This window comes from Streptomyces netropsis (assembly GCF_014203545.1).
GTDB lineage: Bacteria > Actinomycetota > Actinomycetes > Streptomycetales > Streptomycetaceae > Streptomyces > Streptomyces netropsis.
This window is the reverse complement of the sequence record NZ_JACHJG010000007.1, coordinates 217614-232451: the sequence shown is the minus strand read 5'-3', so window position 1 is coordinate 232451 and position 14838 is coordinate 217614. Positions and strand designations below refer to the sequence as shown.

Here is a 14838-nt window from a genome sequence, read left to right as displayed (position 1 = left end):
GGCATTGATGGCATGGCTTTGATGGCCCCCTACGGCTTTACTGCTGAGCGCTGCTGCACTGCGGGACCAACTTCTGCTCTTCCTCGCTGAGGGTGGGACCCGGGGACGGGACCGGGGTGGCCTGGACGTTCGTCCGGTCCCCGGCCTTCGGGGCCTTCGGGTCGTCCTGGGCGGCACCGGGCGCGTTGCCCGTCTTGTCGCCGTTCTGCTTCTCGGTCTCCCGCTGCTGCTGCTCGGCCTTGCGCCGCTCGTCGGCCTTCTTGCAGGCGCCGGCGAGCGTGCCCAGGTCCTTGATCTTCTGCCGGGCCTGGTCGAGGCTGCCGACCGCGATCGTGTCCTCGACACGGGTGCGCTGGTCAACGGGGAGGTACTTGAGTTCGATCTCGCGGTGGTCCTCGTAGACCTTGCTGAGGCCCACCCACGCCAGATCCTGGTTGATGCCCTGGTAGACGGCCACGTGGTCGTTGTCCTTGGCGCCCACGTAGTACTGCGTCTGGGTCCATTCGTAGCCGGCGTAGAGACCGCCGCCGACGACGCCGAGCACCACGGCGATGATGAGCGACCGCTTCAGCCACTTGCCACCGCGGGGCGGCTTGACGAAGTCCTCGTCGGAGAACGAGCCGAAGGCACCGTCCGGCGAGCCGCCTATGGCCGGGTCGCCGCTGCCGGGCGGGCCGAAGCCGCCCGCGGCAGCGCCGGGGCCCTGCGGCGGCACGGGCCGGTTGGCGCGGCCCAGCTCCGCGGCGCGGCCGGCCGGGGTCTGCATGGCGCCGTCGTCGCCCAGCTGGAGCTGGTTCTCGGCGACCGCGCCCACGATCACGGGCGTGTCGTTGAGCTGCGCCGTGAGGGTGTCGCCGCCGTCGATCTCCAGCACGTCCGCGACGATGCAGGTGATGTTGTCGGGGCCACCGCCGCGCAGGGCGAGCTGGATCAGGTCCTGGATGGTCTCGTGCGGGCCCTGGTAGCTGGCGAGCGTCTCCTCCATCGTCTGATGGCTGACGACGCCGGAGAGCCCGTCGGAGCAGATGAGGTAGCGGTCGCCCGCCCGGACCTCGCGGATCGACAGATCCGGCTCCACGTGGTCACCGCTGCCCAGCGCGCGCATCAGCAGGGAGCGCTGCGGGTGGGTGGTGGCCTCTTCCTCGGTGATCCGGCCCTCGTCGACGAGCCGCTGCACCCAGGTGTGGTCCTGCGTGATCTGGGTGAGCACGCCGTCGCGCAGCAGGTACGCGCGCGAGTCGCCGACGTGCACGAGGCCGAGCCGCTGACCGGTCCACAGCAGCGCGGTCAGGGTGGTGCCCATGCCCTCGAGCTGCGGGTCCTCCTCGACCATGGCGCGCAGCTGGTCGTTGGCCCGCTGCACGGCGGTGCCGAGGGAGGTCAGGATGTCCGAGCCGGGGACGTCGTCGTCCAGCGACACGAGGTTGGAGATCACCTCGGAGCTGGCGACCTCGCCCGCGGCCTGGCCGCCCATGCCGTCGGCGATGGCGAGCAGCCGGGGGCCGGCATAACCGGAGTCCTCGTTGCCCTCCCGGATCATCCCCTTGTGAGATCCGGCGGCGAAGCGCAGTGACAGACTCATGCGCACCTCGCCCGACGGCTCCGGGTACATCCGCACGGTGCCCACCCTCCGGTCGTCATGGTCCTACTACTTCCGCAGCTCGATGACGGTCTTGCCGATGCGGATCGGCGCGCCGAGCGGGATCGGGGTCGGGGTGGTCAGCCGGGTCCGGTCGAGATAGGTGCCGTTGGTGGACCCCAGGTCCTCGACGATCCACTGGCCGTCGCGGTCGGGGTAGATCCTGGCATGCCGGCTGGAGGCGTAGTCGTCGTCCAGCACGATCGTCGAGTCGTGGGCGCGGCCCAGCGAGATGGTCTGGCCCTGGAGGGCGACCGTGGTCCCGGTGAGGGTGCCCTCGGAGACCACCAGCTTGGTGGGGGCGCCGCGTCGGCCGCGCTCCGCACGTCGGCCGCCGGACTGTTGCTGCTGTCGCTGCTGCGGCGGCGCGGTCTGCTGCGCACGCTGCGGCTGGCGGTCCTGTCCACCGCGGCGTGAGCCGCGCTGCGTGACACGCGTGCCGAACAGGTCGCTGCGAATGACCTGGACGGCCACGATGACGAACAGCCACAGTACGGCGAGGAAACCCAACCGCATGACCGTGAGGGTCAGCTCTGACATTGCCCCCGCTTCACCCTTCGGCTTGCCGATAAACGATGGTGGTGCTGCCCACGACGACGCGCGAGCCGTCGCGGAGCGTAGCGCGCGTGGTGTGCTGCCCGTCCACCACGATGCCGTTTGTCGAACCCAGGTCCTGGATGGTCGCGGGGGTTCCGACCCGGATTTCGCAGTGCCGGCGGGATACGCCGGGGTCGTCGATCCGTACGTCCGCTTCGGTGCTGCGGCCCAGTACGAGGGTGGGCCGGGAAATCTGGTGACGTGTGCCGTTGATCTCGATCCAACGGCGGGTCTGGGTGCCGGGGACGGCGCCCGGCCCGGGGCCGCCCGCACGGGGCGCGGGACGGCCGGGAGCGCCGGGCGGCGGGGACGCGGGCATCGGCGGCGGACCGGCCGGCTGAGCCGGATAGCCCGCGCCGTGCGTGATCCCGCCACCGGCCGCGCCGCGGGGTGCGGCGGGCTGCTGGCCCTGCGGATCCTGCGATTCGCTGGAGGCGAGGGTGCGGCTGCGCACCCGGTACAGCCCGGTGTCGAGGTCGTCGGCCTTCTCCAGGTGGACCTTGATGGTCCCCATGAAGGTGTACCGCTGCTGCTTGGCGTAGTCGCGGACCATGCCGGAGAGCTCGTCCCCGAGCTGCCCGGAGTACGGGCTGAGCCGCTCGAAGTCCGGGGCGCTCAGCTCGACGATGAAGTCGTTCGGGACGACGGTCCGGTCACGGTTCCAGATGGTGGCGTTGTTGTCGCACTCGCGCTGGAGTGCGCCCGCGATCTCGACAGGCTGCACCTCGGACTTGAACACCTTGGCGAAGGTGCCGTTCACGAGACCCTCGAGTCGCTGCTCGAAGCGCTTCAGTACTCCCACGGGGCACCTCCTTCCCTCAGTGACGTTCCTGATGCTCAGTGTCGTTCCTGATACTGCTTACTGATCGTATCCACGCGTCGGGAAAACGGCTGGTTCCCCTTCGGCGCCAGGAGTGACGAGTGTCGCCTTCACCGCCGCCCACTGTGCGCTCCACTAGGGATCGTAGAGGCGGCCGTGAGTCAGTGTCCCGCAACCGGTGCGGTCCCCGCCGGACCGGCGGACCGGGCGGCAGGGAAGTGGTGTGAAGGCACCCTCCACAGCGTGCTAATGTTCTGCATGTCGAAAGGCGAACGCACAAGACCCGGGCGGACAGTCCGAAGAAAGTGCGAGAGTCCCAGACAGCACCCATGCGCGGGTGGCGGAATAGGCAGACGCGCTGGATTCAGGTTCCAGTGCCCGAAAGGGCGTGGGGGTTCAACTCCCCCCTCGCGCACAGAGCGGGAACGGGTCTCTCCCGGTGATGAGAATCACCGGGAGGGGCCCGTTTCTCGTTGTCCGGTGCCGGTCCGGTGTGGCGATGCCCCGGCGGGATCGCGGTGTCGCCGAAGTGACATGCGGCACGGGACGGATGCGACATCGGGCCCGGCGCGAGGCGTCCGGGCCCGAAGGTGATCGCGCGAAGCGCGCGGCGTGCGGTGTCAGCCGGCGAGTCGGGCGACCAGGGCCTTGGCCTTGGTGACGGCTTCCTCGTCGGCCTTGGCCCGGGAGGCCTCGGACTTGCCGACCAGCTCGGCCATCGCGGGCACGGTGGCGGCGAGGGTCAGCTCGGGGACGATGAAGTCGACCTCCAGGCCGAGCATGCCGGTCAGCACCTTCTCCAGGTAGGTCGTCACGAACTCGAAGGACTCACGCGGGGTGCCCGGCGCGTACGAGCCGCCACGGCTGGCGACGACGGTGACCGGGGTGCCGGCGGCGGAGGGCTTCTCGCCGGCCGTGCGACCCATGATGATCACCTGGTCCAGCCACGCCTTGAGGCTGGAGGGGATCGTGAAGTTGTACATGGGGGTGCCGATCAGCACCGCGTCCGCCCGCTCCAGCTCCTCCGCCAGCTCGACGCGCAGGTCGTGGGCGGCGCGCTGCTCGGCGGTGAACTCGGCCGGGTCGACGGAGCCCACGCTGAGCGCGGTGGCCGATATGTGGGGCAGCGGGTTCGCGGCGAGGTCGCGGTAGACGACCGTGCCCTCGGGGTGCTGCTCCTCCCAGGTCTTGCGGAAGACGGCGGTGACGTCGCGGGAGGCGGAGCCCTGGGGGAGGGCGGACGAGTCGATGTGCAGCAGCGTGGCCATGGGTTCTCCAAAGAACGGGCTGTATCGCCGTGGGTGCCTGCGGCGAACGGAGATGTAGTTCCGTATGTAACTAGTATTAGCACAGTCACTTACTTTTTCGCAGCACCTAAGGGGAACGCAGTACCCTGGTGGCATGGCGGACCACAGCGAGCAGGCGTGCAAGAAGGCGGACGAGGGCATGACGCGCGTCTTCGAGCTGTTCGGCAAACGCTGGACGGGTCTGATCGTGGCCACCCTGCTGCCGGGGCGCGCGCACTTCGCCGACTTGCGACGGGCCATTCCGGGGATCAGCGAGCGGATGCTCTCCGACCGCCTCACGGAGCTGGCCGCGGCCGGTCTGCTCGTACGGGAAGTGGAGTCTGGGCCTCCGCTTCGTGTCTCCTACCGGCTGACCGAGGCGGGCCAGGCAATGGAGCCCGCGCTCAAGGAGCTGGGGCGGTGGGCGCAGCGCTATCTGGGGGACGCCGCGCAGTGCCCGCGTGAGTTCAGCTGACCTCCCGCACACCTCCGGTGGGTGTCCTGTGGAGAAACGCCGGGACACCGGCTGCCGCCCGTACCGCGCTGTACCGTCGGGGCAGTTGACGCTTGCCGCTTGACGCCGCGTGATGCTGCGCCATGGGTGGAGGGGGAGGTGGCGCGCGATGACGCGACTGCCGCACGTGCCGGGTTTCGCGCGATCGGTGACGGGTGGGGCGGGGGGTTCGGGAGCCGGTGCGGCGTCCGCCTCGGGATCGTCGCCCAAGGCCGCCGGGAAGGCGCTGCGGGCGCGGGTGCCGCGCTCCGCGCACGCCGAGTGGGAGGCCGGTGCGGGGCGGCCCGGCGCGGTGGAGACGGTCGAGGCGTCCAACGCGGGCCGACTGCCCGAGCTGACGCCGATCCGCGTCGGCCGGATGGCGGCCTCCCCCTTCGCCTTCCTGCGCGGCTCGGCCGGGCTCATGGGGTACGACCTGGTGGGCACGGCCGTGACGGGGGTGGGCGCGCAGATCTGCGGTGACGCGCACGCCGCGAACTTCGGGCTCTACGGCGACGCCCGCGGCGGCCTCGTCATCGACATGAACGACTTCGACGAGACCCTCCACGCGCCCTGGGAGTGGGACGTGAAGCGGCTCGCCGCCTCGCTGGTGCTGGCGGGCCGGGAGACGGGCGCGGACGAGGACACCTGCCGGGAGGCCACCCGGGACGCGGTGGGCGCCTACCGCCGCACGATGCGCCTGCTGGCCAGGATGCCGGCGATAGAGGCGTGGAACGCGATCGCCGACGAACGGCTCGTCTCGCACGCGGACGCCAAGGACCTGCTGGGCACGCTGGAGCGGGTGTCGGAGAAGGCCCGGCGGAACACGAGCGCGCGGTTCGCGGCGAAGGCGACCGAGCGGACCGAGGACGGCGGGCTGCGCTTCCTGGACGCGCCACCGGTCCTGCGGCGGGTCCCGCACGACGAGGCGGCGTCGGTCGCCCTGGCCCTCGGCGCGTATCTCGGGACGCTGCCGGAGGACATGGTCCCGCTGCTCGCGCGCTACGAGGTGCAGGACGTGGCGTTCCGGGTGGTGGGGACGGGGAGCGTGGGGCTGCGCTCTTACGTGGTGCTGCTGCTCGACCACCGGGGCGAGCCGCTGGTGCTCCAGGTGAAGGAGGCCCGCCCCTCGGCGCTGCTGTCCCACGCGGCGAAGGCGGGCTTCGCGGCGCCGGAGACCCGCCACGAGGGGCAGCGCGTGGTCCTGGGGCAGAAGCGGATGCAGGTCGTCAGTGACGTGCTGCTCGGCTGGGCGACGGTGGAGGGGCGGCAGTACCAGGTGCGGCAGTTCCGCAACCGCAAGGGGAGCGTCGACCCCGCCGCACTGGCCCCCGCCGAACTGGACGACTACGGGCGGATGACGGGCGCGCTGCTCGCCCGGGCGCACGCGCACAGCGCCGATCCCCGGCTGATCGCCGGGTACTGCGGCAAGGGGGACGAGCTGGACGAGGCGGTCGCGCGGTTCGCGGTGGCGTACGCGGACCGTACGGAGGCGGACCACGCGGAGCTGGTGGCGGCGGTCCGGGGCGGCCGGCTGGCGGCGGAGACGGGGATATAGCCGGATCGGGGACGCAGCGGCGATCGGGGATACGGCCGGGATCAGGGGCACGGTCGGGGCGGGGACAGGGCGTCGGGGCACGCGGGGGCCCGCGGGGCGCGTGGGAACTCGTAGGCTGGGCGGGTGACGAATCCGGAAGCCGAGCAGAGTCAGAACACCGAGCAGCCGGACACGCGGCGCCTGGAACAGGCCGTGCGGACGGCCGAGCAGGCGCTGATCGAATTCGAGATCGCGGTGGAGACCTTCCGGGTGGAGGTGGAGAACTTCTCCCGGCTGCACCACCAGCGGCTCGGCCCGATGTACGCGCGGCTCGACGAGCTGGACGCGCGGATCGCGGAGGCCGTCGCGGCCCGGACCGGCGACGCCGAGGACCTGCGGCGGGCCCGGGAGGCGCGGGCGCTGGTGCAGCCGATGCCCGGTGTGGAGGAGCTGTTCGGCGGCTGGATGGACTCCGAGGGGCTCTCGCCCGAGGCGTCGGCCATGCTCACGGAGAGGCCCGTGCAGCCCCCGAAGCGGGTGCGCCCGAGCGACGAGGCCCGGCGTGCCTTCCGTGAGCTGGTCCGCAAGGCACACCCCGACCTGGCGCGGGACGAGGCGGACCGGCAGCGGCGCGAGGAATTCATCGTGCGGGTCAACGCCGCGTACGCGGGCGGTGACGCGGCGCTGCTGACCGAGCTGGCCGCGGAGTGGGCCGCCGGACCGGTGCCCGAGGAGCCGCTGCCGAGCCCCAGCGAGGAGCTGTACGCGCGGCTGGAGTGGCTGGCCCGGCGCAAGGAGCTGCTGTCGGCGGTGGCCGGTGAGCTGGAGGCCTCCGCGATCGGCGCAATGATCAAGATGGCGCCGGACGACCCGGACGGGCTGCTGGAGGAGATCGCCGAGCAGCTGCTCGCCCAGGTCGCCGAGCGGGAGGCCTACCTGGCCACGCTGGTCGGGTAGCGTCGGGGACATGCATTTCGGTTCTGGGGTACCCACGGTCGGCGTCGACGCGCTCTCGTCCGACGATTTCCTGCTGGACGTCCGCGAGCACGACGAGTGGGCGGCCGGGCACGCGGAAGGCGCGCTGCACATCCCGATGAGCGACTTCGTCGCCCGGTTCGGCGAGCTGACGGAGAAGGCCCCCGACGGCGGCCGGATCAACGTCATCTGCCGCTCCGGCGGGCGCTCCGCGCAGGTCACCACCTACCTCGTCCAGCAGGGCCTGGACGCGGTGAACGTCGACGGCGGCATGCAGGTCTGGGAGGCCGCGGGCCGTCCGGTCGTGGACGGAAACGGCGCTCCCGGCGCGGTCATCTAGCTGATCGCGCAATCCAGTCGTCAGGGGTGGGCGGCCCGGCCGGGCGGTCGGCGTCGGCCTCACCCGAGGGGATGGGCGGCCAGCAGGTCGCCCAGTGCCTCTTCATGGGCGGCGGCGGGGCCCAGGGAGAGCTCCAGCTGCTTGGCCCAGGCGTGATAACGGTGCAGGGGGTAGTCGGTGTCCGCGCCCAGGCCCCCGTGCAGATGCTGCGCGGTCTGCACGACCCGGCGAACCCCCTCCGAGGCCCAGACCTTCGCGACGGCGATGTCCGCCGCGGCCGGGAGTGCCGCGTCCGCCCCCGACTCGATGCGCCACGCCGCCTGCCACAGGGTGGCCTCCATCGCGCGCAGATCGATATAGCGGTCGGCGGCCTGGACGGCGACCGCCTGGAACGTGGCGATGGGGTGGCCGAACTGCTCCCGCTTCCCCGTGTATTCGCCCGTCATGCGGGACACCGCCTCCCCGAGGCCGAGCGCGAGGGCGCAGGTGCCGACGGTGAGCAGCCCACGCAGCCACTCCCACGCGCCCTCGGCCGTGATGACCTCGTCGCCCTCGACCCGCACACCGTCGAGACGCACCTCCGCGTACCGCTCGCCGTTGGTGGAGACCTGATCGGCGAGGGTCACCCCGGGCCGGTCCCGGGGGACGAGTGCGAGGACGGTGCGGCCCTCGCCGGTGTGGGCGGGGATCAGGATCCGGTCGGCGCCCGGGGCCCAGGGCACGGCCGTCTGCACGCCGTCGAGGGACCACTGCTCTTCGCGGGCGCTCTCCGGCCGTGCGGTGACGGCCAGCTCGGCCCGGTCGTGACCGGTACGGCCGTTGGCGGCGACGGTGGCGACGATCTCTCCGCGGCCGATCAGCGGCAGCAAGCGGTCCGCCGCGGCCCCGCCGTACCTTCCGAGGACGAGCGCCACCCCACCCGCCTCCAGCAGCGGCACACGGGCCAGCACTCGCGCGGACTCGCGCAGCACCAGGCACAGGGCGATGGGTCCGAGCCCCGCGCCGCCGTGCTCGGGGGCGACGGTCAGGCTCAACAGATCGGTGTCGGCGAGCCTGCGCCACAGCGCGCGGTCGAAGTCCTCGGCCACCGCGCCCCGGGCGAGCGCGGGGCTGGGCACGCTGTCGGGGGTGACCCCGGCGAAGACCGCCCGGGCCGCTTCGACGGCGGCCTGCTGTTCCTCGGTGAAGGTGAAGTCCACTGCCGGTCCTCCCACACGCCGCTGGCACCTGAAGACGCGTTCGGCGATGCGCCCTGAGACGCATCTGCTTGGAGACGCGTCTGCCTGGAGGAGACGCATCTGATGGGGCGTCAAGGTAGAACATGTTGCAGGAATTGGGAACCGGTAGGGGAGGGTGAGCGGGCGGTGGGGCTGCCGACCGGGTCGTCAGCGGTCGAAGTCCAACTCCACCTCCTCGGTGGCCGGATGCGACTGGCAGGCGAGCACATACCCCGCGTCCAGCTCCTCCGGCTCCAGCGCGAAGTTCCGGTCCATCCGCACCTCGCCCGTGACCAGGAACGCCCGGCACGTCCCGCAGACCCCGCCCTTGCAGGCGTAGGGCGCGTCGGCGCGGTTGCGCAGCACCGTCTCCAGCAGCGACTCCCCCTCCCGCACCGGCCAGCTGCCGCTGCGCCCGTCCAGCTTCGCGGTCACCGTGCTGGCCGACACCCCGGCTGCCGCGGCCGCCGTGCCCGGCTCCGACCCCAGGCCCACCTGCTCGTCCGCGTCCTCGTCCGCTTCCTCATCCACATGGAAGATCTCCTGGTGGACGCGGTCGCGGCCGACCCCGAGCCCGTGCAGCGCCCGCTCGGCGCCGCGCACCAGCCCGTACGGGCCGCACAGGAACCAGCCGTCGACGGTGTCCACCGGAAGCAGTGCCGGCAGCAGCCGGGACAGCCGCTCCTCGTCCAGCCGCCCGGACGGCAGCCCCGCCTGCTGTTCCTCGCGGGAGAGGGCGTGCACGAGCTGGAAGCGCGTGGGATGGCGGTCCTTGAGGTCGGCGACCTCCTCCAGGAACATCGTGGAAGAGGCGGTGCGGTCGCTGCGGATCAGGCAGAAGCGGGCGTCGGGCTCCCGCGCGAGCAGGGCGGAGACCATGCTCAGCACGGGGGTGATGCCGCTGCCGCCGACGATCGCGGCGAAGTGTCCGGCGCGCGGCTCCAGCACGAACCGGCCGGCCGGTGCCATCACCTCCACCGTGTCCCCGACCGCCAGTTCCTTGAGCGCGTAGGTGGAGAACGCTCCGCCGTCCACGAGCCGGACCCCCACCTTCAGCGCCGCCGGTCCGTCCGCGCCGGGCACCTGGCCGCAGATGGAGTAGGTACGGCGTATCTCGGCGCCGTCCACGGTCCGGCGGAAGGCGAGGTGCTGGCCGGGGGTGTAGCGGAAGACCGGGCGCAGCTCGGGGGGCACGGCGAAGGTCACGGCGACCGCGTCGTCGGTGAGCGGGTCGACGGCCGCCACCCGTAGCGGGTGGAAGGCGCCGTGGCGGGCCGCTGCCATCTACAACTCCTTGAAGTGGTCGAACGGTTCGCGGCACGCTTCGCAGCGGCGCAGAGCCTTGCAGGCGGTGGAGGAGAAGCGGCTCAGCAGGGTGGTGTCGGTGGAGCCGCAGTGCGGGCAGCGGATGGCGAGCTGCACGAGCACCGGGCCACCGGCGTGCTGCTCGTGCCGGGCGGCGGTGGGCCGTGGGGGCGCCACCCCGAACTCCTCCAGCTTGCGGCGGCCTTCGGCGCTGATCGCGTCCGTGGTCCAGGGCGGGGAGAGGACCGTGCGGACCTCCACCTCGGGTATGCCGTGGTCGTGCAGGACACGCTCGATGTCCGCCGACATGGCCTCTATGGCCGGGCAGCCGGTGTAGGTGGGGGTCAGCTCCACCTCCACCCGGCCGGGGCCGACGAGGTGCAGCCCGCGCAGTACGCCCAGCTCGGCCAGCGTGATGACGGGGAGCTCCGGGTCGGGGACGGAACCGGCCAGGGCGCGGAGCTCTTCCTCGAGCGGGGTCGGGGCGGTCACCATGTCGCCCCCGGGTGGCTGCGGTGCAGATGCTGCATCTCGGCGATCATCCGCCCGAACGGCTCGGTGTGGATGCCCTGGCGGCCGGCGCCCGCCGTCCAGGCGCCGAGCTGGGGCCCGGTGGGCAGCGCCAGGGTGGCCTGGTCCACGGTCTTGGTGACGAGGGTCAGCCAGCCGTCGCGCAGGGCGGTCCAGTCGACGTCCAGCCCGTCGACCGGCTCGAAGAGCTCGCCCGTGAACCGCCACAGGTCGTCGAGGCCCGCGCGCATCCGCCGGTGGCTCTCCTCGGTGCCGTCCCCGAGCCGCAGGGTCCAGTGCTCGGCGTGGTCGCGGTGGTAGGAGACCTCCTTGACCGCCTTCGCCGCCAGCGGGGCGAAGGGGCCGTCCCCGGCGGCCAACTGCCCGTACAGCAGCTCCTGGTAGGTGGCGAAGTAGAGCTGGCGGGCAATGGTGTGGGCGAAGTCGCCGTTGGGCTGCTCGACCAGCTGGACGTTGCGGAAGGCGCGCTCTTCGCGGAGATAGGCCAGCTCGTCCTCGTCGCCGGCGAGCGAGAGCAGGGTCCGGGCCTGGCCGAGCAGGTCCAGCGCGATGTTGGCGAGCGCGACCTCCTCCTCCAGGACGGGTGCGTGCCCGGCCCACTCCCCCAGCCGGTGGGAGAGCACGAGGGCGTCGTCGCCGAGGGCCAGCGCGGCGCTCAGCGGCACGGTGCTCACGGGTGCCCCGGTCATAGGTGCCGCACCCCTTCCGGGATGTCGTAGAAGGTGGGGTGGCGGTAGGGCTTGTCTGCCGCCGGTTCGAAGAAGGGGTCCTTCTCGTCCGGGGAGGAGGCGGTGATCCCGGCGGAGGGCACCACCCAGATCGAAACGCCCTCCGAACGCCGCGTGTAGAGATCGCGGGCGTTGCGCAGCGCCATCTCCGCGTCCGGTGCGTGCAGGCTGCCGGCGTGGGTGTGCGACAGGCCGCGCCTGCTGCGCACGAACACCTCCCACAGTGGCCAATCAGCGCTGGTCATGCCTGTGCCTCCCGGTGTGCCTCGCTGTGCTTCCCCGCGTACGCGGCGGCGGCCTCGCGCACCCAGGCGCCTTCTTCGTGGGCCTGCCGCCGTTGGTTGATGCGCTGGTCGTTGCACGGGCCGTTGCCCCGCAGGACCTCGTGGAACTCGTCCCAGTCGATGGCGCCGAAGTCGTGGTGACCGCGCTCCTCGTTCCACCGGAGGTCCGGGTCGGGGAGGGCCAGCCCGAGCGACTCGGCCTGGGGGACGCAGATGTCGACGAAGCGCTGGCGCAGCTCGTCGTTGGAGTGCCGCTTGATCTTCCAGGCCATCGACTGGGCGGAGTGCGCGGACTCGTCGTCGGGCGGGCCGAACATCATCAGGGACGGCCACCACCAGCGGTCCACCGCGTCCTGGGCCATCGCGTGCTGGGCCTCGGTGCCGCGGCTGAGGGCGAGCAGCAGCTCGTACCCCTGGCGCTGGTGGAAGGACTCCTCCTTGCAGATGCGGACCATGGCCCGGGCGTACGGCCCGTAGGAACAGCGGCAGAGCGGGACCTGGTTGGTGATCGCGGCGCCGTCCACGAGCCAGCCGATGGCGCCCACGTCCGCCCAGGTCAGGGTGGGGTAGTTGAAGATCGAGGAGTATCGCTGGCGGCCCGCGTGGAGCTTGTCGAGCAGCTCGTCGCGCCCGGTGCCCAAGGTCTCGGCGGCGCTGTAGAGATACAGGCCGTGGCCCGCCTCGTCCTGCACCTTGGCCATGAGGATCGCCTTGCGCCGCAACGAGGGCGCCCGGGTGATCCAGTTGGCCTCGGGCTGCATGCCGATGATCTCGGAATGGGCGTGCTGCGCGATCTGCCGGACGAGCGTGGCGCGATAGGCGTCCGGCATCCAGTCCCGTGGCTCGATGCGCTCATCGGCGGCCACGGTGGCGTCGAAAACCGCCTCGTACGCCCCCGCTTCCGGCGCCGTCGTCGTCATGCCGTGCCCCCTCGATCTCTGGAACTCCCTACCGACCGATCGTTCGGTTCAATGGTGTGCCGAGGGCTCGGAAGGTGTCAAGCCTGTGGATAACTCCGCGTCCGCTGTGCCTGGTGGGGCGCCGTGGGTACCGTTCGGGTGCACAGCAACGGGTGGCGGGCGGAATCGGGGCGGGACATGGAGTCGGACGACGGGCACGAGCGGACGGTCGGCATCGCCGGGCTGTCCCTCCCCTCACGCATCGCCGTCGCCGTCGGCGTGGCGGGCGTCGCGGTCGCGGTCGCGGTGCATGTGTCGATGATGTTCCTGCACGTCGCACCGTCGAACACGATCAGTAAGCAGCACGGCTCGGCCATCGACGACTACGTGTACCCGGAGTTCGAACAGAACTGGAAGTTCTTCGCGCCCAACCCGCTGCAGCAGAACGTCGCCGTTCAGGCACGCGCCGAACTGCGCGGCCCCGACGGCCGGTCCCAGGTCACGCCCTGGATCGACCTGTCGGCCCAGGACGGCGCCGCGCTGCGCCACAACCTTCTCCCCAGCCACACGCAGCAGAACGAACTCCGGCGCGCCTGGGACTTCTACGCGGGCACGCACGACGGGCGGGAACAGCCCAACGGGATGCGCGGCCGGCTGTCCGAGGAGTACATCCGGCGCATCGCCGTGCTCCGTCTGGGTGGTGAGCGGGACGGACGGCCGGTCCAGCGCGTGCAGGTACGGGCCGTGACCACGGCCATAGCCCCACCGCCCTGGAGCGATGAGAAGGTCGACACGCGACCGGTCCACCGCCTGCTGGGCTGGTGGCCGGTCACCACCGCCGATCTCCCGGAGGCGAAGAACCGGTGAGCTTCCCCCAGAACACGGACGCGGCCGGCCAGAGCACGGATGCGCCTGTCCGCCCGGACGCGACGGCCGGCGGCGGGCTCGCAGCCCGCGTCGACAGCGCGCTCGCCCGCGGCGTCACCCGCGTCACCGGCTCTTCCCTCGGCACCTACCAGACGGCCGTGATGCGGATCGGCCTCTCCTTCACCTGGCTGTTCTTCCTGCTCCGCGAGTGGCCCAACCGCCACGAGCTGTACGGGCCCGACGGCCCGTGGAGCTGGGACATGGCCCGCCGGCTGACCGACGACAACCGCGCCTTCACCGCCCTGATGTGGTCCGACAGCGGCGTCTGGTTCGAGGCCGTCTACGTCCTGGCGATCGTCTCCAGTGCCCTGCTGATGCTCGGCTGGCGTACCCGGACCATGTCGGTCCTCGCCATGATCGGGGTGCTGTCGCTCCAGAACCGCAGCATCTTCGTCGGGGACGGCGGCGACAACGTCCTGCACCTGATGGCCCTGTACATGGTCTTCACCCGCTGCGGGCGGGTGTGGTCCCTCGACGCGCGCCGCGCCGCCCGCCGGGAGACGGGCGCCGGGGCCGGGGAGGGCGACCGGGATGTGACCGGCATCGTGCTCTGGACGCTCTGCGGCCTCGCCCTCGTCGTCGCCCAGACGGTCGGCGACACCCGGCTGGAGTGGACGGCCGACGGCCCGGTGCCGGGCATCGGGTGGGCCACGGTCCTGTGGGGCCTGTGGGCCGCCCAGGGACTGTGGTGGTTCGTGCGGCGCCATGCTCCGGGGGAGCCGCGCACCGTCCTGGACGCCTTCGCGAATCTGGCGCACAACGGCGCCCTGCTCGTGATCATGGTGGAGGTCTGTCTGATCTACGCCACGGCGGGCTGGTACAAGATCCAGGGCTCGCGCTGGCAGGACGGCACCGCGCTCTTCTACCCGATGCACATCGACTACTTCTCGCCCTGGCCCGCGCTGTCCCACGCGCTCGCGAGCAGCGGGACCGTCGTCCTGCTCCTCAGCTACGGCACCGTGGCCGTGCAGGTCGCCTTCCCCTTCACCCTGCTGAACCGGCGGGTGAAGAACGTCCTGCTCGCCGTGATGATGGCCGAACACCTCGGCATCGCCGTCACCCTCGGCCTCCCGTTCTTCTCCCTCGCGATGATCGTCGCGGACGCGGTCTTCCTGCCCACCTCCTTCCTGCGCCGCCTGGCAGTCCTCGCCGGCCGTGCCCGCGACCGGCTGCCCCTCGCCCCCAGGGGCGCTGTCCCGGCCCCACGGGAGAGCGAGGAGGGGGCGGCCGGCTCCCGCACGCTGGTGGGCTGAGCCAGGG

At 71.9% G+C, this 14838-nt stretch carries 16 protein-coding genes and 1 tRNA gene; 7 read left to right on the top strand and 10 right to left on the bottom strand.

All coding sequences use genetic code 11. The annotated features are described in order from the left end of the window. Positions 1-37: 37 nt before the first annotated feature. The 3 genes from FHS38_RS18545 to FHS38_RS18535 form a co-directional block, all read right to left on the bottom strand. Complete coding sequence (locus FHS38_RS18545; RefSeq protein WP_221495118.1) at positions 38-1582, bottom strand: PP2C family protein-serine/threonine phosphatase; 1545 nt, start codon at positions 1580-1582, stop codon at positions 38-40. Positions 1583-1648: 66 nt separating this feature from the next. Then, the gene (locus FHS38_RS18540; protein ID WP_130878628.1) at positions 1649-2179 is read right to left on the bottom strand and encodes an FHA domain-containing protein FhaB/FipA; all 531 of its coding nucleotides are present in this window, start codon (positions 2177-2179) and stop codon (positions 1649-1651) included. A 10-nt stretch (positions 2180-2189) separates the two neighbouring features. Beyond that, the gene (locus FHS38_RS18535) at positions 2190-3038 is read right to left on the bottom strand and encodes an FHA domain-containing protein (protein ID WP_184734731.1); all 849 of its coding nucleotides are present in this window, start codon (positions 3036-3038) and stop codon (positions 2190-2192) included. A gap of 349 nt (positions 3039-3387) precedes the next feature. Here FHS38_RS18535 and FHS38_RS18530 point away from each other — a divergent pair. Then, positions 3388-3471 (top strand) — tRNA-Leu (locus FHS38_RS18530). A gap of 205 nt (positions 3472-3676) precedes the next feature. Here FHS38_RS18530 and FHS38_RS18525 read toward each other — a convergent pair. Further along, the gene (locus FHS38_RS18525; protein WP_184734729.1) at positions 3677-4324 is read right to left on the bottom strand and encodes an FMN-dependent NADH-azoreductase; all 648 of its coding nucleotides are present in this window, start codon (positions 4322-4324) and stop codon (positions 3677-3679) included. 133 nt (positions 4325-4457) lie between these two features. On the opposite strand from FHS38_RS18525, the gene FHS38_RS18520 reads away from it, so the two are divergent. From FHS38_RS18520 to FHS38_RS18505, 4 genes are all read left to right on the top strand, one after another. Then, on the top strand, positions 4458-4817 hold the full coding sequence (locus FHS38_RS18520) for a winged helix-turn-helix transcriptional regulator (RefSeq protein ID WP_184734727.1): 360 nt from the start codon (positions 4458-4460) through the stop codon (positions 4815-4817). A gap of 148 nt (positions 4818-4965) precedes the next feature. Next, complete coding sequence (locus FHS38_RS18515) at positions 4966-6393, top strand: DUF2252 domain-containing protein (protein ID WP_184734725.1); 1428 nt, start codon at positions 4966-4968, stop codon at positions 6391-6393. A 123-nt stretch (positions 6394-6516) separates the two neighbouring features. Next, positions 6517-7329: a J domain-containing protein gene (locus tag FHS38_RS18510; RefSeq protein ID WP_184734723.1), complete on the top strand. Its 813-nt coding sequence runs from the start codon at positions 6517-6519 to the stop codon at positions 7327-7329. Positions 7330-7339: 10 nt separating this feature from the next. Next, positions 7340-7687 (top strand): rhodanese-like domain-containing protein, encoded by a 348-nt coding sequence (locus FHS38_RS18505; protein WP_184734721.1) that lies wholly within the window; start codon positions 7340-7342, stop codon positions 7685-7687. A 59-nt stretch (positions 7688-7746) separates the two neighbouring features. On the opposite strand, the gene FHS38_RS18500 is transcribed toward FHS38_RS18505, so the two are convergent. The 6 genes from FHS38_RS18500 to paaA form a co-directional block, all read right to left on the bottom strand. Further along, positions 7747-8886, bottom strand: coding sequence for an acyl-CoA dehydrogenase family protein (locus tag FHS38_RS18500; protein ID WP_184734719.1), 1140 nt, complete (start codon positions 8884-8886; stop codon positions 7747-7749). Between the two features lie 186 nt (positions 8887-9072). Beyond that, positions 9073-10188, bottom strand: a complete 1116-nt coding sequence (locus tag FHS38_RS18495) for a 2Fe-2S iron-sulfur cluster-binding protein (RefSeq protein ID WP_184734717.1) — start codon at positions 10186-10188, stop codon at positions 9073-9075. Further along, the gene (gene paaD, locus FHS38_RS18490; protein ID WP_184734715.1) at positions 10189-10704 is read right to left on the bottom strand and encodes a 1,2-phenylacetyl-CoA epoxidase subunit PaaD; all 516 of its coding nucleotides are present in this window, start codon (positions 10702-10704) and stop codon (positions 10189-10191) included. After that, positions 10698-11399: a 1,2-phenylacetyl-CoA epoxidase subunit PaaC gene (gene paaC, locus FHS38_RS18485; RefSeq protein WP_184735062.1), complete on the bottom strand. Its 702-nt coding sequence runs from the start codon at positions 11397-11399 to the stop codon at positions 10698-10700. Before paaC ends, paaD begins: the two co-directional genes overlap by 7 nt. A gap of 26 nt (positions 11400-11425) precedes the next feature. Beyond that, entirely contained in the window at positions 11426-11713 is a 288-nt protein-coding gene (paaB, locus tag FHS38_RS18480) for a 1,2-phenylacetyl-CoA epoxidase subunit PaaB (RefSeq protein ID WP_184734713.1), read from the bottom strand. After that, positions 11710-12672 (bottom strand): 1,2-phenylacetyl-CoA epoxidase subunit PaaA, encoded by a 963-nt coding sequence (gene paaA / locus FHS38_RS18475; RefSeq protein WP_184734711.1) that lies wholly within the window; start codon positions 12670-12672, stop codon positions 11710-11712. Before paaA ends, paaB begins: the two co-directional genes overlap by 4 nt. A 138-nt stretch (positions 12673-12810) precedes the next feature. Between paaA and FHS38_RS18470 the strand changes: the two genes are divergently transcribed. Together FHS38_RS18470 and FHS38_RS18465 are read left to right on the top strand one after the other, a co-directional pair. After that, the gene (locus FHS38_RS18470; protein WP_376700046.1) at positions 12811-13518 is read left to right on the top strand and encodes a DUF5819 family protein; all 708 of its coding nucleotides are present in this window, start codon (positions 12811-12813) and stop codon (positions 13516-13518) included. After that, positions 13515-14831 (top strand): HTTM domain-containing protein, encoded by a 1317-nt coding sequence (locus FHS38_RS18465; RefSeq protein ID WP_229822666.1) that lies wholly within the window; start codon positions 13515-13517, stop codon positions 14829-14831. The genes FHS38_RS18470 and FHS38_RS18465 overlap by 4 nt, the downstream gene beginning before the upstream one ends. Positions 14832-14838: the final 7 nt, after the last annotated feature.